Below are 18,094 nucleotides of genomic sequence, written 5' to 3' on the forward strand. Positions count from 1 at the left end.
GGTCAGCCGGCCTTCCGACGCGGCGCCGTCTGCTTCGCCTTCGCGTGTCGCGCCGGCTTTGACTTTGCCGCGGGTTTTCTTGTCGGGGGCTGTTTGCCGCCAACGCCGGCGCTTTGGCGCAGCGCATCCATAAGATCGACGACCTTCTCCCGCTTGGCCGGCTTCGGAACAGTGATCTTCTTGCCTTCGAGCTTCGCCTTCACAAGTTCGGCCAGGGCCGCCTCATATCGGTCGTCGAATTTGGTCGGATCGAATTTGCCCTTCTTGGTCTTGATGATGTGTTCGGCCAGTTCGAGCATCTCGCCCTTGATCTTCATGTCGGGCACGTTGTCGAAGGCCTCTTCCGCCGAGCGCACCTCGTAGTCGAAATTCAGCGTCGTTGCGACCAGCCCTTCATCATAGGCCCGGATGAGCAGGGTCCGGACGCGCCGAAATAGGACGGTCTGGGCGATCGCAGCGACTTTCTTCCTGCGCATGCCTTCGCGGATCAGCCCAAATGCTTCTTCCGCGTGTTTGTCCGGCGGGGCCAGGTAATACGGCTTGTCGAAATACACGTCGTCGACATCGGAACAGCCGATGAAGGCCGAGACCGACAGCGTCTTGTCGCTCTCGGGGACGGCGGCTGCGACCTCATCGGGTTCGAGCACGACGTAGTCGCCCGAGCTGATCTCATAGCCTTTGACCTGATCGTCCTTCTCGACGGGTTTGCCGCTATCGCTGTCGACGAACGCGCGATGCACCCTATGGCCGGTGGCGCGGTTTATCGTGTGGAAGGCGATCCGCTCTGAAGTCGAGGCAGCCGTATAGAGCGCCACTGGGCAGCTGAGTTCTCCAATTTTCAGGAAGCCCTTCCAGTTTGCTCTCGGCGCCAAGACAACAGCCTCACTGTCACAAGCGTTTGCACTGGAAATGCAACGTGGCGGCGCGCAGATTTGTTCCTTGGCTCCTTCACGGCGATGAGAAGGTCCTCGGCCAACCCAGATAATCATTCCGCTGCAACCAATTTCACGACCCGCCGTTGTCGAGCAGGAAGGAGCGGTTGGCATGGCGAAATCGAGGTTGACGAGATTGTCGTTTTTGTCGGTTCTGGTGGCGGCTTTTGCTTTAGCGGGCTGCAGCAACGAGGCCGAACCGACACAGGGCAACACCAGCAGCACTGAACCGACTCAGAGCAACACCAACACCGTCGAGCAAAGTCCCGAGGTCGACAAGGATCCTACGCCCAAGTCGTCGACGGGCGGCGATCAACCCGGTACGCCGCCGGCGCAATGAAAAGACCGGCCGGCCGACGCTTTCTACACAAGCCATCGCTTTCCGGATGCACTGCCGACGACTCACCCCGACTGACTCTGCTCGACCAGATGGTAGCTATACCGATCTCGAATGAACGCGTTGAAGAAGCGGCCTTTTGACGGGGCTTTGCGGAATTCAGTGTAAGTTTGCGGCGACACGTCGTTGTAGTCGTAGCGGTTTCCACTTGGAACAAACCATACAGAGAGGGTTCTCGTCGCCGGATCGTAATTCATGCTTTGGATAGCAGCCGAAGGCATTTCCCAACACTCGATCCCAACACTCGGCGCGTCTGGGCAATAACCCGCCTGGGCAAGCCAGGTTCCATCTAGCGCAAGATAGGAGGCGATGGTCCGGCGCGGCTCCGCGTCTCCAAGGCCTTGCCGTCGCCGGCCAGCTTCACCAATTAGGGTTGATGCCATCGCTCAAAACCAAGCAGCCGGAACTCGCCGGCCAAGGCGACCTGTTTGGCGCGCCCGATTTTCGCGTCCTCGACGATCTGCCGGAGGGGTTTCACTATCAGCCAGGGCTGATCACCGTCGAGGAAGAAGCTGAGCTGGTCCGGCAGCTCGAAAGTCTCGCCTTCCAGCCCTTTGATTTTCATGGCCATCTCGCAAACCGGCGCGTCGCCGGTTTTGGCCTGCGCTACGATTTTGACCAGCGCAAAGTCGTCGAGGCGCCGGCGATCCCAGCTTTTCTGATGCCGCTCAGGGAGAAGGTGGCGGCATTTGCGCGGCTGCCCGTCGATGCTTTCGTGCAGGTTTTGATCAACGAGTACCGACCTGGCGCCGGTATCGGCTGGCATCGCGACAAGCCGCATTTCGATGCCGTAGCCGGCGTTTCCCTGCTTGCCCCATGCAGCTTTCGGCTCCGCCGGAAGAACGGCCCGAAATGGGACCGCGAGACCATCATCGTCGAGCCAAGGTCGGCTTATCTGATGACGGGTCCGGCGCGTACCGAATGGGAGCACAGCATCCCTCCGGTTGCCGCGCACCGCTATTCGATCACCCTGCGCACCCTGCGGCCGAACGGCCGCCTCGATCAGAAGCGATAGTTCGATGAACAGAATCGAGGCCGGCTCCTGTTTTTGCGGTTCGATAACGGCTGAGATGCATGGCGATCCGTTCTGGATTTGCTCCGATCACGACGACGATTGCCGCAAGGCCATAGGAAGCCCGCTGACGGTCTGGGTCGGATATCGACCGGCCCAGTTCAGATTGCTGACCGGCACGCCGAAGACGTTCTCAAGAACCCCAGGCGTGTTGCGCACCTTCTGCGCCGATTGCGGGACATCCATAGCCTATCTCGATCAGGGGCTTCCCGAAGAACTTTATGTGACGATCGGCTTCTTCGATCACCCCGAACGCTTTGCGCCGCAGGCTCATGCCTATTGGGACATGAAGCTGCCGTGGGTGGAATTTCGTGACGATCTGCCGCGTGTGGAAAGATATTCGAGACGGCGCGATCCGGCGCTCGGAAATCCAGCCGATCGGTAACCGGCAAAACGCCGCCGATGGAACCCAAATGGCCCTAATCTCGTCAGCGAATCTACCTGATAACCGCTACACTGATTGCCAAGCGGGCCTGGCACCGATCAGGCAGCATCGGCAGCTCGAAACGGGCATCATCGCTTCTTTACCCCGCTTTCGATACCTATCTGTTGAGCGCAAGGCATAGATCGGCAACAGGCGGCAAGATTTGGCACAACGATCGGGAAGCGCAGACCTTCCACTTCATGGTGGACGCGTGCCGAAATGGCTCGGCGACCGCATGACGCGCCTTGGCGCGGTCATGTGCGAGGCGATCATTCACCACTACGGTCGCGAGGAGCTGCTGCGCCGGTTGGCGCATCCGTTCTGGTTCCAGTCGTTTGGCGCCGTCATGGGAATGGACTGGCATTCCTCCGGCATCACCACCAGCGTCATCGGCGCCCTGAAACGCGGTTTGGCTCCGCTCTCCGGCGAACTCGGCATCCACGTGTGCGGCGGCCGCGGGGCGCATTCACGCAAGACCCCGCACGAGCTTGCCGTCATCGGCGAGCGCGTCGGCTTCGACGGAACAGGCCTGGCGACGGCCAGCCGGCTCGTCGCCAAGGTTGACAGCGCCGCCGTTCAGGACGGCTTCGATCTCTATCTGCATGGCTTCATCGTGACCGATGACGGCGACTGGGTCGTGGTGCAGCAGGGCATGAACGGCGACAGCAAGGTGGCGCGCCGCTATCACTGGCTGTCGGAAGGCTTGAAGAGCTTCGTCGACCAGCCGCATGCCGCCATCGAGGGCGCCAACCAGGGCGAAATCGTCAACCTGACCGACCGCCGCGCCGACGCGTCGCGCAAGGGACAGCTGGAGCTGCTGCAAGACCTCGGACCGGATCGCATCCTGAGGGAATTCGCCGCGCTGGAACCCGGCCCGGCTCCGGAGCAGGCGCCGCAACAGCAGCCGATGCTGCCGCACCTGATCATGCCGGCGCACCACGACGTTCGCGAAAGCGATGTCGTCATGCGCCGTCTTCATGGGAACATGGCGGCGGCTGCCGAACGTGGCCCGGCCGATTTTTCCGAACTTCTTCTGGTCCCCGGCGTCGGTGCGCGCACGGTGCGGGCGCTGGCGCTGGTGGCCGAGGTCTTGCATGGCGCGCCGTGCCGTTTTTCCGATCCCGGTCGTTTCTCGCTGGCGCATGGCGGCAAGGACAGGCATCCATTTCCTGTGCCGCTGAAGGTCTATGACGAGACGATCGGCGTGCTGAAATCCGCCGTCCACAGGGCCAGGCTCGGCCGCGACGAAGAAATCGGTGCCTTGAAGCGGCTGGACGACCAATCGCGGCAGGTTGAGCGCTACGTCACCGGCCCCAGCCTGAAGGAAATCGTTGCCGGGGAGTTCGATCAGTCGCATCTGCTCGGCGGTCGCAGCGTATTCGGCTGGGAGCCCGCACCCGAGACAGCGCCCGAGAAATCAAACAACAAAGGACGGACCTGAGTTTCAACGCTGGTCCGCATTTGGCCTTCAAGCGTCCAGGTCGATCAAAGCGATGCCGAGTTCGGGACGCTTCCTGCGGCGCATATGCCCAGGCGCTTCCACCAATGTGACTTCGAGTGTCGGCCGAACAATGCCGTCGAGCAGATGTCCGCCCCGCGTGGTGCCATCGCGCAAGCCGAGCACCGCGTGGACGTGAAGGCTGGGCTTGCCGTCGTCGCCGATCGCAACATCGCCGATCGCGCTGAGCACCTCGCACTGTTCCTGGACGGGGATTTTCCGATAGGTTTTTTGGTTGAAGTCGAACCAACCGACGGTCGCCCTTTCGAAGGCGCCGAGCGCGGTCAGCGAGGCGCCGCCAATGTCCTGATCGACCGCGAAAGAGGTAAGCGCCGCGAATGCTTCTTCGCCGGGATCAAGCACCACCACGAACGTCCTTTGTCCGGCGCTTTCGGCGACGAGCTGCGATTTCATGATTTCACTCCAGACGCCATATCGGCTTTTGTTGTCGTCAGCCTGAACGAAAAGACGGCTGGAGAGTTCCGAATGCCAATTCGAAGCTGGCGATCGGATTGCGCGTCTGGAGGAGAAACGATCACAGGCGCGTGAGAGAGGGAACCTTGGCTTCAGCGGATGGTTTGGCCCGCTTGAGACGCAGCCAGCCTGGAGCCAGCCATGTCCGATGCCAAATCCCGCAGCAAACCCAAATTGCCCGTCCTCAGCCGACGCGGCTTCATGACCGGATCCGTTTCGGCGGCCGCGGCTGCGCCGCTGCTGGCGAAGTCGGTGAAAGCGGCCGAACAATCGACCGCCAGTTCGGCCGGGCCGCGCGATCTGTCGACGATTTCGATGCGCATCAACAGGCAGGCCTACAATCTCGCCCTCGACAATCGCACGAGCCTGCTTGACGCGCTGCGCGATCATGTCGGCCTGACGGGCACAAAGAAGGGTTGCGACCACGGCCAGTGCGGGGCTTGCACGGTGCTTGTCGATGGCAAGCGTGTGCTTTCCTGCATGAGTTTCGCCGTCATGAACCAGGACCGGGAAGTCACCACCGTGGAAGGGATCGCTTCCATGGACGGGGCCCTGCACCCGATGCAGCAGGCTTTCATCGACAACGATGCTTTCCAGTGCGGCTACTGCACGCCAGGCCAGATCATGTCAGCCATCGGCTGCGTCAACGAGGGCCACGCCGGTTCGGAAGACGACATCCGCGAATATATGAGCGGCAATCTGTGCCGGTGCGCCGCCTATCCGAACATTGTCGCGGCCATCGTCCAGGCGCGAGACGAGACCAGGAGGGCTTGAGATGCGCCCTTTCGCTTACGAAAGACCGACCAATGTTTCCGCGGCCGTCGCCGCCGCCTCGCATTCTACTGACGCGCGCGTTCCCCCGACGCAGGCCAACGCCCAATTCATCGCCGGCGGCACCAATATGGCCGATTACATGAAGCTTGGCGTTGCGCAGCCCGAGCGCCTGCTCGACCTCAACGGTCTGGCCGAACCGGCCTTGCGGCAGATCAGGATCAGCGACGACACCATCCGTTTCGGCGCGCTGGTTCGCATGGGCGAGGCGGCAGACAGGGCCGAGATCAAGCGCCGTTGCCCGCTGCTTGCCGAAAGCCTGAAATTGGCGGCCAGCGGCCAGATCCGCAACATGGCCAGCCTGGCCGGCAATGTGCTGCAGCGGACGCGGTGCGAGTATTTTCGCGAGACATCCTGGCCGTGCAACAAGCGCGAGCCGGGGTCCGGTTGCGCTGCCCTGGAAGGCTTGAACCGGCAGCATGCGGTCCTCGGCACCAGTGACGACTGTATCGCTACCTACCACGGCGATTTCGCCCAGGCCTTGATCGCGCTCGATGCCGTTGTCGAAGCCGAGGGGAGGGAGGGCTTGCGCAGGATACCCTTCGCCAAGCTGCACCACCTGCCCGGCGATACGCCCAACATAGAGACGGATCTGGCGGCCGACGAAGTCATCGTAGCCATCAATGTGCCTTTCCGCGATTGGAGCCGCCGCTCCCGCTTCCTGAAGATACGCGACCGCGAATCCTACGCGTTTGCGCTGGCCTCGGCGGCCGTCGCTCTCGATATGGACGGCGACACGGTCAGGCAGGCCCGCATAGCGCTTGGTGGCGTGGCGACCATACCCTGGCGTGCAAGAGCGGCTGAAGAGGCATTGCAAGACAAGGTGCTCGATCGCAATGCCGCCGAGGCTGCTGCCGAAGCCGCATTCACCGAAGCGAAGCCAAGGGAACACAACGCATTCAAGATCCCGCTCGGCAAACGCACCCTGGTGCGAGCCTTGCTCGAAACACGCGACATGAAGGTTTCATCATGAACCAAGCTGCCCCCGCGCCGAAAGAGAATATGGGAAATCCCGTTCCCCGGATCGATGCCCGCCTGAAGGTTACCGGCCAGGCTGGTTACCCAGCCGACCTTGCGACCGCGAATGTCGCCTATGGCGTGCTTGCCACCAGCACCATCGCCAAGGGCGGCATTTCCGGTCTCCGGCTTAAGGAAGCTCGAGCGGTGCCCGGCGTCCTCGATATCGTCAGCGCCGGTGACATGGACGAGATCGACAAGCCGAAATTCGGCAATACCGGCGCAAGCTCGATCGCTCCGCTGCACGACAAGACCATCTTTCATGACGGCCAGATCATCGCTCTGGTGGTTGCCGAGACATTCGAGGCGGCGGCGGAGGCGGCTATGCTGATCCGCGCCGACTATGCGCAAGAAACACCCAGCGCCAGCTTCGATTCCCGGGGAACCACGATCGAGCCTGCCGCCGGCAAAAGTCCGATGTACAAGGAGGACCTCAAAGCCGGCGATTTCGACGCGGCCTATGCTGCGGCTGCGGTGAAGATCGATCAGAAATACTCGACGCCGACCCAGCACCACAATCCGATCGAGCTATTTTCCACGACGGCGTGGTGGCAGGGCGATCAGCTCACCGTGCACGAGCCAAGCCAGAACGTCACCGGCTGGAAGACCGAACTGGCACGGCAATTGAAGATCGACCCGGCCAATGTACGGATCGTCAGTCCCTATATCGGCGGTGCTTTCGGCTCCAAGGGGCCGATGACCGCCCGCACGGCGATCGTAGCGGTCGCGGCTCGCCGCGTCGGCCGGCCGGTGCGCTGCGTAGTCAGCCGCATGCAAGCTTACGACACACAAACCTACAGGGCGGAGACCCGGCACCGCATCCGTATCGGCGCGAACAAGGACGGCCGCATCACCGCCTTCGGTCACGAAGGCTGGGAAGTGACCTCGCGACCGGACCCCTATGTCGTCGGCGGCACCTCGGCAACCAGCCGCATGTATAATTACGGCTCGGTGCTGACCCGCGTCTCTCTTGTGCATGCGGACCGCAACACACCCGGCTACATGCGTTCGCCGCCCGAGACGCCCTACGTCTATGCGCTCGAGAACGCCATGGACGAAATGGCAGTGGAACTCGGCATGGATCCGGTCGAATTCCGCCGCATCAACGAGCCGGAAAAGGAGCCGATCGGCGGTAAGCCATTTTCCAGCAGGTCGCTGATCAAATGTTATGACCAGGCCGCAGAAGCCTTCGGCTGGTCAAAGCGCGAAGCGGCGGTCGGTTCGATGCGAGACGGCGACTGGCTTGTCGGCATGGGCTGTGCGACCGCCATCTATCCTACCGCCGCAGCGCCCTGCGCAGCCCGTGTCCGCCTGACCGACGACGGCCATGTTCGTGTCCAGTCCGGCTCGCACGAGATCGGCACCGGCGTGCGCACCGTGGCGGGGCAGATGGCAGCCGAACGGCTTGGCGTCGATATCGACAAGGTGAGCGTCGAGATGGGCGACAGCACCTTGCCGCCGGCGCCGGTCTCTGGCGGCTCGATTTCGACCGCAAGTGTCTGCTCGGCGGTTCTGAAGGCCTGCGACGCGATTCGCGAAAAACTCTTCGCCGCGGCTGTCGGGGAGGGCGGACCGCTGGCGGGGTCCGGCAACGCAAAGCTGGAAATGGAAAAGGAGGCCGTCGTCACCGATGGCGGCAAGTCGGCCAGACTGTCCGACGTCTTCAACGCAATGCAGATCGGCGCCCTCGAGGAATATGCCGAGTTCGCGCCAAAGGGTTCCTCGCCGGAGGCCTTGAAAAAGCTCTATGCCGGGCAGGCGGAATTCCACGGCGGCGATCAGGACGAGGATTCGGTGAAATACGCCTATGGCGCAGAATTCGTCGAAGTGCGTATCAACAGCTACACGAGGGAAATCCGGGTCCCCCGCATCGTCGGCGCCTTTGCCGCCGGCCGCATCATGAACACGCGCACCGCGCGCAGCCAGTTGATGGGCGGCATGATCTGGGGCATTGGCCAGGCCCTGCATGAGGCGACCGAAATCGACCGGCGCCACGCCCGCTACGTCAACCGCGACCTGCAGGACTATCTGGTGCCGGTCAACGCCGACATAAAGCAGCTTGAGGTGATCCTCGTCCCGGAAGTCGATCACGCGGTCAACCCGGCCGGCGTCAAGGGCTTGGGCGAACTTGGCAATGTCGGAACAGCAGCCGCCGTCGCAAGCGCGGTGTATCACGCCACCGGCAGGCGTATCCGCGATCTGCCGATCAGAATAGAGGATTTAATAGTGTAGTTTGTTCCGGTAACGGATTGAGACTACAGAGGTATTCGCCGTTTCTTTGCGGCGCTAATTTCGTCGGGCCACCAGATCGGAAATGTAGCGTTGCAGGGAAACCGTGCCACGCTCGGGATTTGTGGGCAATTCTAGCTCGTCCAGAGTAACGGCGGTCATGCGCGCATACGATTGGGCAGCGGCCTCGGAAAAGCCCATGCCCTCAAAAGTTGCTTGCCATTTTTCACGCGGAGCCGTCACCACCTGAATGTCTTTTTGCAATTCGTCGCTCAGACAAGCCGCGACATCGGACGCAGTGTAGCGCGCCGGGCCTTCGACATAGTGCATACCTGTCTGTTCGATTGGCTCTTTCAGCAGACGGGCGGCGGTGCGCCCGAGGTCGTCCGGTGCCACCATCGGCAATCTGAAGTCCGCCGGGAAAAATGTGTTCACCACACCATCCTGCTCCGCAGTTCCAAGAGCAAAATCCCAGTTGCTCATATAATATGCCGCCCGGATGATGCTGGCAGGGATCGGCTGGGCATGCAGTTTCTGCTCCAACTCGTGGAGGACGTTCAGGTCGCCGCATCGGTCGCCGGGCCGGGCGCCGTAGGTTGATTGGGCGACGATCTTTCGCAATCCAGATCCTTCAAGCGCCGCAGTGATGGCGGCGACGGTTTTACGCTCTTCAACGTCCGTGTCGGTCGATGGGTCGGCCGGCGGATTGAGCAGAAACAGCCGCTCGCCTTGACGAAAAACCTGGCGAAGGACCTCGCTGTCGTGGGCATCCGCCACCGCGATTTCGGCGCCACGCCGGGTCCAGTCGGCGCCTTTGGCTTGGTCGCGAGTTACGATGGTGACCGCTTCGCCCTGCTGTAGAAGCGACATAGCTGCAGCAGAACCAACATGGCCGGTGCCTCCGAGAATGATATGCATGGATCATCCCTTTCTCTCTATTCCTCCGGGGCGGTGGCAGGAGCCGTATAGCGGCGACGTACTGCATCCAGAACGTGCTTGCGGCTTTCCTGCGCCGAGAGCTTTTCGTCCTTTTCTGCTTCGGCGGTTTCGCGCGCCAGCTCCTTGTCCCTGATCTGATGACGAAACCATTCGGAATAGTCGCCGGCGCGCAGGTGATGCTCCCAGGTCCCGTCATCGATGCCTTCGGCGATCTGCGCGAAAATCAACAAATTGTGGGCGCGCAGGTTCATCGCATTGTCGGGGCCTCTGAAATAGAAGCTGCCGGCCTCGTCGAGTTGACCTTCTGCATATTTGCGGCTGTGACGCTTGAGCGACTGGCGCGGCTCGATCGCTTTGACCATGGCAATTTTCTTGCGGGTTTGCGGTCGCCAGAACAACACGCGCTCGCCTTTTGGCGATGGGATATCCTTTGGCGGCTTGGTGTCCGTCTCACGACAAAACGCCTTGATGACATTCTTGGCCTTGGGGCCAAGCGCAATGACGGCAGTGACCAGACGCAGGGCATCGGTCGAGATCGCTTCCGGATGAACGGTGATCAGGACAGTGCCCGGTAATTCCAACGATAGAACGGCGCGTGTGTCGTCGCGCTTTTTGGGCAGAAGGTGATGCGCCTCGTCGATGACCAGCCAATGCGGCCTCGCTGTGCGGAAGCGGAAACTGCCGAGACCGGGCAGCAGATCGGCAAAGAAGTCCGGCCGCTCATTGACCCGCAGTGCCAGCCCATTGACGACCACATTGGTGTCCGGCTTGTCGATCAGGTCGAGCACTTGTGCCTTTGTCGGTGCGCTTGAGCCGTCGCCTATCCGAACGGCGCCCTCGAGGCCATCGTAATCGCCTTCCGGGTCGAAAATGCAGAACTGAAAGCCGCTCTCGACGAAGCGTTCCGTCAGCGCGGTGGCCAAGGTGGATTTGCCGATGCCTGAGCTTCCAGCGATCAGAACCGTGTCGGTCGGCGTCAGATAGACTTCGTCGCCGCCGACCGAGCCGAGGAGGATGCCGTCCCGGCGTTTTCGGACAAGTTCCCGATCACGCTTCACCAGTTTCTCGATCAGTTCCTCGACGCCTTTTCCACGGGCGCCGCGCGTCACCAGGTCGGCTGTGTCCTTGACCGCCGCAAGTGCATTGTCGACAGCGACGCTGCAGCCGCATGCCTGCAGGAAGGCATGATCATTTTCAGCATCGCCAATGCCAACCACATTGTGTGGCGACAGTTTCAGGTCCTCAAGCGCGGCGGCCAGCCCGGTTGCCTTGTTGATGCCGCTCGGCAGCACCATCACCGCGCCCTTGTTGAAGATGATTTCCAGCTCCAGCCCTAAGTTCTTGATGACCTCAAGAACTGTTGCCTGGTGTGGTTCCCAGGTGGCAACGATCGACCGTCCGACTGAAAGCGGCTTGACGCCGTGTTTCTTCAGCTTGGCGACGAATTTGGGCGCCGGTGCCGGTGAAATCGTGCGCTCTTCCTCGCTGGCAGGCGTGTAGATCAACGCCCCATTTTCGGCGACGACCTTGTCGAACAGGCCGAGCTCGGGAAAAACGCGCTTGAGGTCGGGCAGTTCTCGTCCCGTGACCAGAATGAGTTTGCGGCCGCTTTTCTTGAAGCGTTCGAGGGCGGCAATTGTCTTTTCAGCGACGATCCCCTCGTGAGCCAGTGTGCCGTCATAGTCTGTTGCCAAGGCAATGAAATACATCTGTCGACCATTTCATGTCTGAGATCGCCGCCACCACCGTCACACGCTAGGTCGCACGACGAGGCATACCGTTCCGCAGTGTGATCGAGCCGAGCGGACAATCGTGGCGGCGCAGGACACCCACTCAGTAGCCGCCGATAATCGGCAGTATCTCGCCGGTGATGTAGCTCGAGCAGTGCGGCGAGGCGAGGAACACATAGGCCGGCGCGATCTCCTCCGGTTGCGCCGGCCGTTTCATTGGCGTGTCTGCGCCAAACTTCGAAACGTCACCGGCTTCCTTGTCCGACGGGTTGAGCGGCGTCCATACCGGACCTGGCGCCACGGCGTTCACCCGAATTCCCCTTTCGATAAGGTTGCCCGAAAGCGCACGCGTGAAGGCATGAATGCCACCCTTGGTCATCGAATAATCGACCAGTTGCTTCGAGCCCTCGATGCCGGTTATGGAGCCGCTGTTGATGATCGCCGAACCGGGCTTCATATGCGGCACGGCCTCCTGCGCCATGTGGAAATAGCCGTAGAGGTTGGTCTTCAGCGTCGTGTCGAAATGCTCCTCGGTGAGTTCGCTGAAGTCGGTGGAATGGATCTGGAAGGCGGCGTTGTTGACCAGCACGTCTATCCGGCCAAATTCCTTCACCACCTCAGCCACCGCATTGCGGCAGTGATCGCGTTCGCTGACGTCCGCCTTGACCAGCATGCAGCGTCGGCCTTCGGCTTCCACTGCCGCCTTGGTCTTTTCGGCATCCTTGTCCTCGGACAGATAGACGATCGCCACGTCGGCGCCTTCACGCGCATAGAGCACGGCGACTGCGCGGCCGATGCCGGAATCGCCGCCGGTAATGACAGCCACTTTGCCGTCGAGCTTTTTCGATCCGATATAAAATGGCGCATCGTAAAGCGGCGCCGGCTCGATCGCCCATTCGTGCCCCGGCTTCGGCTGGTGCTGCTCTGGAAAGGGCGGCTCGGGATATTTGCGTGCTCCGGCCTGCATGGCGCCTTGCTGCTTGCCGTTGCTCTTCGATTTGTCCTTGGCATCGATGCCGCGCTGGATGTGGCGCTGCTTGGCGGCCTCGCCGGCGATTTCCGATTTCATCTGCATGGCTGTCTCCTTGGCTTGGAGAAGGAACAACGCATGTCCGGCGAAAAAGTTTACGCGATGGCGTCGATTAAACGGGGCTCACTGCCACCATTCGGGGAAGGCCGTGCGTGCGGCTTTGGCCAGCGTCGCGATCTCCTCGTTGGGAACCGAGCGGTAAGGCCAGAGCAGTCGCGGGCCAAGCGGCGCCCAGCCGCCGGCCGCCGCCATCGCCTTGTCGAGCGCCGCATCGCTGACATCGTAGCGAGCCCGAAAAGGCAGAATGTGGGTGGCGAGAAAGGCCTGGATACGCGTCTCGATTTCGGCAGCGGCTGCCGCGTCGGTGCGGATCATATGCCACCACGTCACAGCGCCCTTCGGGTTGAGGCAGGCGACGTTGGAATAGCTGCCATGGGCGCCCTGGGCAAAGCCCGTCGCCAGCGTATGGCCGGGCACGAAAACCGAAAATCCCGGCAGTTCGCGGCGCATGTCGGCGTACCAGCTGGCGTCGCCGCCCGGCAGCTTGGCGCCGACCAGCGACGGCACGGCGGCACGCAGCCTGGCGATGCCTTCGAGCGTCAGGCGGCGCTTGGCGTGCGATGGATTGTAGAGCACCAGCGGCATGTCAGGTGCGGTCTCGCACAGGCCGCCGACGAAGCGCATGACCTCGTCGTCGCTGGGCGGCCACCAGTCGGGCAAGGTGAATTGCACCGCCGCCGGGCGAAACGCCGAAACCCGCATCAGCCGCTCGCGCGCAACGCGCGGATTGGACTGGCTGATGCCGATCTGGAAGGGCAGGCGTGCGCGGCCAGCTATCGCGGCCACCAGGTCGCAAAGCCGGTCGAACTCGGGTTCGGTCTGGCAGTGGAATTCGCAGGCCGTGCCGTTGGAATAGATGCCGTCGACACCGGTCGCGCAGAGCCGCGCGATCGTCTCTTCCGTCGCGTCCCAGTCGATTGCTCCGCGATTGTCGATGGCCAGCATCACCGCGCCCCAGACGCCGCGCGGCGCATGTGCAGGTAAGTGGGCCAGATGGCCCGGTTCAGCGCGCACCGGCGATCTCGTGCTCGCGCCGGGTTTCGTTCGACGCAAAAGCGGCCTCGATGATGCCAATGATCTTGCGTCCATAGGCACCGTCGACCGGCACCGGCTTGTCGTCGGCAATGGCATCGCGCATCGCCGTCCATTCGCGCACCAGCGCGTTGTGCATCCAGTTCGGCTCGAACGAGCCTGGCAGGTCGGTCCAGGCCGTATCGCGGCCAAGCATCGTGCCGCGGTCCATGTCGATGCGCAGCGTTCCCTGCTCGCAGACCAGGTCCATGGCGTAGGTGGTCGCGCCATTGCGATAGCCGATGCTCTGCACCTGGCCGAGCCCGCCGCCGGCGAAGCGCAGACCGAGCAGGGCGGTATCGTCGGCTTCCTGGTCATGGAACTTGGCCCCGAGCATGGCGCTCACCGACACGACATCGTCATCCATCAGCCAGACCAGGCGGTCGAGCGCATGAATGCCGGCCGTCAACAGCATGCCGCCGCCGGTTGCCTTGCGCAGATGCCAGTCGCGGCGATTGTGCTCCATCCACAGCTTGATGATCCAGCTCGATCCGATGAGCGGCCGGCCGAGCGCTCCTTCCTGCAGCGCCTGCCTGGCCGCCATGCAGGGCAGGGCGAAATGCATGAGATGGGCGACCATCAGCTTGACGCCACTGGCGGCCACGGCGGCATTGATTGCATCGCAGGCAGCCGCCGTCGGCGCCATCGGCTTTTCGAGCATGATGTGCTTGCCGGCCTTTACCGCCCCGATCGCCATTTCGGCATGGAGATGGTGAGGGCTGGCGATGAGGACGGCGTCGACATCCTTGTCGTCCAGCAGCTTGCGCCAGTCGGTGTAGCCGCGACCACCGTGCTCGCTGGTGAAGCCGGCCAGGGCATCGTTATTGCCGCGGCTCGACGCGACGAGATGCAGGCCGTGCACTTCCTTGATTGCCCTTGCGTGGGCCCCGCCGAAATCGCCCGCTCCTATAATGCCTATTCCAATCATCGTCCTGCCTTTTCATACGCGGCGTCGATCAGCGACATCGCCGCAACATAGTCATCGATCGAAATCGCCGGCGGCGCTTTTCGAGCCAGCCGGTCGAGCGTGTCGCTCATGCATAGCCGGTAGCGCGTCGCCGGCAATTCGATCGGCAAGTCGACGATAGCGCCATCGTCGAGCGTCGCACAGATGGCGCGCTCGCCATAGTCGATGAGGGTCGCATTCTCACTGGCGATGCGCCATTCGAAGTCACCGCCGGGGCGCATCGACGCGAAAGTGTATCCGGCCTCGACCACGAACAACGCTCCGGCATCATCTTCCAGCACAAGCAGCGCATGGTCCTCGACCGCGGCGCGGTGAATGCGGTTCTCGATCGAAACGGCTTTCAGCCCAAGCCTGCCGGTTGCCAGGCTGAGCGCGGCGTCGACGCCGTGGATGCCAAGGTTCCTCAGCGCGCCGCCGCCACCGATCGCCGGATCCACGACCCAGGCGACGCCGTCGGCCGCATAGCGCTGCGGCGGGCCGTTGACCAAGCGGAACTGGCAATGCGCAATCGCACCGGCGCGGCCCTGCTGGCGCAGCCGCTCAAAGGCAGTGACGGCCGGTCCAAAGCGGTTGGGCAGGGGAACACTGACAAAGGCCTGGTGCTGCCCCGCCAGGTCGCGCAGCGCGGCCAACGCCCCGGTGCTGCTCGCCGCCGGCTTCTCCAGGATCAGCGGTATGCCGGCTTCGATGACGGCACGCGCCCGCGCGGGCACCGTCGAAGGATGTCCCATCAGCAGGATCACATCAGGCGGGCTAGAGAGGATTTTCGCGAAATCGATGATGAGCGGCAAATGATGACGCGTCGCGAAGGCGCGCGCATGCTCGGCGTCCTCATCCCAAATGCCGGCTATTTCGGCGCCACAAGCGTGAGCGGCGTCGAGATGCATTTCGGCGTGCCAATGGCTCGATCCGGCCAGGACAATCTTCATTTCAGTGACGAATCCTCTTACTTGCAGGATATCCTACAAGTCGCTATGCTACAAGCAACGACCGCTTTGCAACGCGCCATCGGGCGCAATTGCAGCGGCGCTGGGAGCAAAATGCCGGAACCCAAGTTGATCTCAGAACCCAAGCCGATCTCGGAATCCAAGTCGATCGAGCCGCTGACTCGACCGCCGCTGCTTCACGTCAGCGTGCAGGAGAGCCTCAGGACCTATATCCAGAGCAACAAGCTCAAGGCGGGGGACCCCTTGCCTCCGGAGACCTTCCTGGCGCAGCGGCTCGGTGTCGGTCGCAACTCGGTGCGCGAAGCAATCAAGGCGCTGGAGTCGATCGGCATTCTGGAGACGCGTCGCGGCATCGGCGTGTTCGTCAAGGAATTCTCGTTCAAGCCCTTGCTGGATAATCTGGCCTATGGCCTGCAGGATTCGTTGCGCGACGTGGAAGAGCTGCGCGAGATCCGTCGCGTCCTTGAAACCGGCCTCATAGCCAAGACCATCGAAATGATCAGCGCCGAAGACATCGCCGCGCTGCGCCAGCTGACCGAAAGCATGCGGCGGCGCGCCGAGCGCCAGGAGAGCTTTGCCGAAGAGGACCAGCAATTCCACCAACTGCTGTTCCGCTGCCAGAACAATCACATGCTGAGCGCGCTGATCGACATCTTCTGGGTAGCGTTCAACAAGGCCTCGAACTTCACCAGCCTCGACAATCCGACGCCGCTGGCGACGTGGCGCGACCATCACGAGATCGTCGAGGCCGTCGCCGCCAAGGATGTCGACCGGGCGCGTCAGCGCCTCGACGACCACTACAGGGGGATTCAGCAAGTCATCGCCAAAAACCGAACGACCTGACCCAACGCCGAACTACCTGACAATGCCAAGGGAGGAAACCATGCGCATCAAGACTATAGCTCGTCATCTGGCCGTCACCGGGCTGCTGCTCGGCGGCATCGGCCTGGCCACCGGCGTCCAGGCACAGGACGCCAAGACCATAACCGGTGGCTTCGACGTCGGCCCCGGCGGCTTTCCCAAGAACTTCAATCCGCTGGCTGCGACCGGCGGCTTTACCTGGCTCAGCACCTATTTCGAACCGCTGGTCATCTACAACGCCGAACTGACCGAACTCGAAGGCGATCTGGCCAAGGACTACAAGGTCAGCGACGACCAGCTGACTTATACGTTCAACCTTGTCCAGGAGAGCTGGCACGACGGCAAGCCGTTCACATCCAAGGACGTCAAGTTCACGCTTGAACTCGCCAGGAACAAGGCGTCCGGCAGTTTGTTTGCCGCGCGTCTCGGCGATATCGCGTCGGTCGATGCGCCGGACGATCGCACCGTCGTCGTCAAACTGTCGAAGCCCAACGGCTCCTTCCTGTCCATTCTCTCGCAGGTGATGATCCTGCCGGATCATGCCCTGGCCGGGATGCCACCGGAAACGCTGGCCACAAGCACCTGGTGGTCCACTACGCCTGTCGGCACCGGCCCCTTCAAATTCAATCGCTATGTCAGTGACCAATATGTCGAACTGGCTGCCGATGACGACTATCGCGGCGGCAAGCCGAAGGTCGACGTGCTTATCAACCGGTATTTCGAGAGCCCGGCGGCGGCCGTTGCCGCGCTGCGCGCTGGCGAAATCCAGTTCACCTATGTCGAGCCGGACGACGCGGTGTCCTTCAAAAGCGACAGCAATTTCAAGGTGATCGAGGGCGCTTCTTATGTAGTCAACTACATCGGTCTCAACCAGAAGGTCGAGCTCTTCAAAGATGTTCGCGTCCGCCAGGCGATCATGTACGCCATCGATCGCAATGCCATCATCGAGAGCCTCTATGGCGGCGCGGCCAAACCGGCCAATTGCGGCTACGTCGCGCCGCATCTGGTTCCCGAAGGCCTTGAACCCTATGCCTACGATCCGGCAAAGGCCAAGGCTCTGCTTGCAGAGGCGGGCTGGGACAAGATCAACGGCGACAAGCCCATCACCTTGCTGACCTATTACGGCTCGCCGCAAGCGGCCAATGTGATGGCCGCCATCCAGTCGATGCTGGCCGAGGTCGGGATCAATGTGGTGCCGCGCGTCGTCGATACGCCGACCTATAACGGCATCGTCTACAAGGAAGGTACGCCGGACTGGAACGCGTTTGCGATGGTCTATGCCGGCCTGCAGAACGGTCCGAATCCGGCCGGCATCAGTCCGGGTCTCAACAAGTCCCAGATCCCGCCGGCAGGCTTCAACACCATGCGCATCGAGTTCGACGACCTGAGCGCCGCATTGGACGCCGCGCTCGGCCAGACCGATCCGGCCAAGATCGATCAATCCTGGCAGGAAGTCTGCAAGGTGATGAACAAGGATGTGCCCTGGGCGACATTGTGGGTGGCCAACCGCTATGGCGTGGCCTCCAACAAGCTGCGTGACTTCGTCTGGACCCCGGCGCCGGCCGGCGGTCCTTATGCGGCTCATCCGGAACGCTGGGACATCCAGTAAAACGCT

18 protein-coding genes are annotated in these 18,094 nt (G+C 62.1%); 9 read left to right on the top strand and 9 right to left on the bottom strand.

Translation table 11 applies throughout. From position 1 onward, the window contains the following. Positions 1-2 precede the first annotated feature (2 nt). Complete coding sequence (gene ku / locus ABID19_RS25335; protein WP_354493647.1) at positions 3-872, bottom strand: non-homologous end joining protein Ku; 870 nt, start codon at positions 870-872, stop codon at positions 3-5. Between the two features lie 172 nt (positions 873-1,044). Here ku and ABID19_RS25340 point away from each other — a divergent pair, with 172 nt between their 5' ends. After that, complete coding sequence (locus ABID19_RS25340; protein WP_354493649.1) at positions 1,045-1,272, top strand: hypothetical protein; 228 nt, start codon at positions 1,045-1,047, stop codon at positions 1,270-1,272. Between the two features lie 62 nt (positions 1,273-1,334). Here the strand turns inward: ABID19_RS25340 and ABID19_RS25345 are convergent, their stop codons facing one another. Further along, the gene (locus ABID19_RS25345; protein WP_354493650.1) at positions 1,335-1,712 is read right to left on the bottom strand and encodes a KTSC domain-containing protein; all 378 of its coding nucleotides are present in this window, start codon (positions 1,710-1,712) and stop codon (positions 1,335-1,337) included. On the opposite strand from ABID19_RS25345, the gene ABID19_RS25350 reads away from it, so the two are divergent. From ABID19_RS25350 to ABID19_RS25360, 3 genes are all read left to right on the top strand, one after another. Next, entirely contained in the window at positions 1,706-2,344 is a 639-nt protein-coding gene (locus ABID19_RS25350; protein ID WP_354493651.1) for an alpha-ketoglutarate-dependent dioxygenase AlkB, read from the top strand. The two genes, ABID19_RS25345 and ABID19_RS25350, sit on opposite strands and share 7 nt — an antisense overlap. A 4-nt stretch (positions 2,345-2,348) precedes the next feature. Continuing rightward, the gene (locus tag ABID19_RS25355) at positions 2,349-2,786 is read left to right on the top strand and encodes a GFA family protein (protein WP_354493653.1); all 438 of its coding nucleotides are present in this window, start codon (positions 2,349-2,351) and stop codon (positions 2,784-2,786) included. Positions 2,787-2,988: 202 nt separating this feature from the next. Further along, the gene (locus tag ABID19_RS25360; RefSeq protein WP_354493654.1) at positions 2,989-4,266 is read left to right on the top strand and encodes a DUF763 domain-containing protein; all 1,278 of its coding nucleotides are present in this window, start codon (positions 2,989-2,991) and stop codon (positions 4,264-4,266) included. 27 nt (positions 4,267-4,293) lie between these two features. Here the strand turns inward: ABID19_RS25360 and ABID19_RS25365 are convergent, their stop codons facing one another. Further along, positions 4,294-4,737 (bottom strand): PPC domain-containing DNA-binding protein, encoded by a 444-nt coding sequence (locus ABID19_RS25365; RefSeq protein WP_352929210.1) that lies wholly within the window; start codon positions 4,735-4,737, stop codon positions 4,294-4,296. Positions 4,738-4,938: 201 nt separating this feature from the next. Between ABID19_RS25365 and ABID19_RS25370 the strand changes: the two genes are divergently transcribed. From ABID19_RS25370 to ABID19_RS25380, 3 genes are read left to right on the top strand one after another with little or no spacing between them, the layout of a single operon-like run. After that, a complete protein-coding gene (locus tag ABID19_RS25370; RefSeq protein WP_354493655.1) occupies positions 4,939-5,571 on the top strand; it encodes a (2Fe-2S)-binding protein in 633 nt (210 codons plus the stop codon). A 1-nt stretch (position 5,572) separates the two neighbouring features. Further along, positions 5,573-6,601 carry an FAD binding domain-containing protein gene (locus ABID19_RS25375; RefSeq protein ID WP_354493657.1) on the top strand — a complete coding sequence of 343 codons (1,029 nt, stop codon included), beginning with the start codon at positions 5,573-5,575 and terminating at the stop codon, positions 6,599-6,601. Next, entirely contained in the window at positions 6,598-8,877 is a 2,280-nt protein-coding gene (locus ABID19_RS25380; RefSeq protein ID WP_354493658.1) for a xanthine dehydrogenase family protein molybdopterin-binding subunit, read from the top strand. Before ABID19_RS25375 ends, ABID19_RS25380 begins: the two co-directional genes overlap by 4 nt. Before the next feature lie 54 nt (positions 8,878-8,931). On the opposite strand, the gene ABID19_RS25385 is transcribed toward ABID19_RS25380, so the two are convergent. The 6 genes from ABID19_RS25385 to ABID19_RS25410 form a co-directional block, all read right to left on the bottom strand. After that, positions 8,932-9,792, bottom strand: coding sequence for an NmrA family NAD(P)-binding protein (locus ABID19_RS25385; protein ID WP_354493660.1), 861 nt, complete (start codon positions 9,790-9,792; stop codon positions 8,932-8,934). Between the two features lie 17 nt (positions 9,793-9,809). Further along, positions 9,810-11,522, bottom strand: a complete 1,713-nt coding sequence (locus ABID19_RS25390; protein WP_354493662.1) for an HAD family hydrolase — start codon at positions 11,520-11,522, stop codon at positions 9,810-9,812. A gap of 124 nt (positions 11,523-11,646) precedes the next feature. Beyond that, positions 11,647-12,618, bottom strand: coding sequence for an SDR family oxidoreductase (locus ABID19_RS25395; protein WP_354493664.1), 972 nt, complete (start codon positions 12,616-12,618; stop codon positions 11,647-11,649). 78 nt (positions 12,619-12,696) lie between these two features. Continuing rightward, positions 12,697-13,647 (bottom strand): dihydrodipicolinate synthase family protein, encoded by a 951-nt coding sequence (locus tag ABID19_RS25400; protein ID WP_354493666.1) that lies wholly within the window; start codon positions 13,645-13,647, stop codon positions 12,697-12,699. Then, a complete protein-coding gene (locus tag ABID19_RS25405) occupies positions 13,637-14,632 on the bottom strand; it encodes a Gfo/Idh/MocA family protein (protein WP_352929194.1) in 996 nt (331 codons plus the stop codon). Before ABID19_RS25405 ends, ABID19_RS25400 begins: the two co-directional genes overlap by 11 nt. Then, a complete protein-coding gene (locus ABID19_RS25410) occupies positions 14,629-15,600 on the bottom strand; it encodes a Gfo/Idh/MocA family protein (protein ID WP_354493668.1) in 972 nt (323 codons plus the stop codon). Before ABID19_RS25410 ends, ABID19_RS25405 begins: the two co-directional genes overlap by 4 nt. 129 nt (positions 15,601-15,729) lie before the next feature. Between ABID19_RS25410 and ABID19_RS25415 the strand changes: the two genes are divergently transcribed. After that, on the top strand, positions 15,730-16,461 hold the full coding sequence (locus ABID19_RS25415) for a FadR/GntR family transcriptional regulator (protein WP_354493769.1): 732 nt from the start codon (positions 15,730-15,732) through the stop codon (positions 16,459-16,461). A gap of 40 nt (positions 16,462-16,501) precedes the next feature. Then, complete coding sequence (locus ABID19_RS25420) at positions 16,502-18,088, top strand: ABC transporter substrate-binding protein (RefSeq protein WP_354493670.1); 1,587 nt, start codon at positions 16,502-16,504, stop codon at positions 18,086-18,088. The last annotated feature ends 6 nt before the right edge of the window (positions 18,089-18,094 follow it).

This window comes from Mesorhizobium robiniae, from assembly GCF_040545535.1.
Classification (GTDB): domain Bacteria; phylum Pseudomonadota; class Alphaproteobacteria; order Rhizobiales; family Rhizobiaceae; genus Mesorhizobium; species Mesorhizobium robiniae.

Coding starts and splice junctions, on each gene's coding strand:
- ABID19_RS25340 (WP_354493649.1), top strand. CDS start 1,045: ATGGCGAAATCGAGGTTGACGAGATTGTCGTTTTTGTCGGTTCTGGTG.
- ABID19_RS25350 (WP_354493651.1), top strand. CDS start 1,706: ATGCCATCGCTCAAAACCAAGCAGCCGGAACTCGCCGGCCAAGGCGAC.
- ABID19_RS25345 (WP_354493650.1), bottom strand. CDS start 1,712: ATGGCATCAACCCTAATTGGTGAAGCTGGCCGGCGACGGCAAGGCCTT.
- ABID19_RS25355 (WP_354493653.1), top strand. CDS start 2,349: ATGAACAGAATCGAGGCCGGCTCCTGTTTTTGCGGTTCGATAACGGCT.
- ABID19_RS25365 (WP_352929210.1), bottom strand. CDS start 4,737: ATGAAATCGCAGCTCGTCGCCGAAAGCGCCGGACAAAGGACGTTCGTG.
- ABID19_RS25370 (WP_354493655.1), top strand. CDS start 4,939: ATGTCCGATGCCAAATCCCGCAGCAAACCCAAATTGCCCGTCCTCAGC.
- ABID19_RS25375 (WP_354493657.1), top strand. CDS start 5,573: ATGCGCCCTTTCGCTTACGAAAGACCGACCAATGTTTCCGCGGCCGTC.
- ABID19_RS25380 (WP_354493658.1), top strand. CDS start 6,598: ATGAACCAAGCTGCCCCCGCGCCGAAAGAGAATATGGGAAATCCCGTT.
- ABID19_RS25385 (WP_354493660.1), bottom strand. CDS start 9,792: ATGCATATCATTCTCGGAGGCACCGGCCATGTTGGTTCTGCTGCAGCT.
- ABID19_RS25390 (WP_354493662.1), bottom strand. CDS start 11,522: ATGTATTTCATTGCCTTGGCAACAGACTATGACGGCACACTGGCTCAC.
- ABID19_RS25395 (WP_354493664.1), bottom strand. CDS start 12,618: ATGCAGATGAAATCGGAAATCGCCGGCGAGGCCGCCAAGCAGCGCCAC.
- ABID19_RS25405 (WP_352929194.1), bottom strand. CDS start 14,632: ATGATTGGAATAGGCATTATAGGAGCGGGCGATTTCGGCGGGGCCCAC.
- ABID19_RS25410 (WP_354493668.1), bottom strand. CDS start 15,600: ATGAAGATTGTCCTGGCCGGATCGAGCCATTGGCACGCCGAAATGCAT.
- ABID19_RS25420 (WP_354493670.1), top strand. CDS start 16,502: ATGCGCATCAAGACTATAGCTCGTCATCTGGCCGTCACCGGGCTGCTG.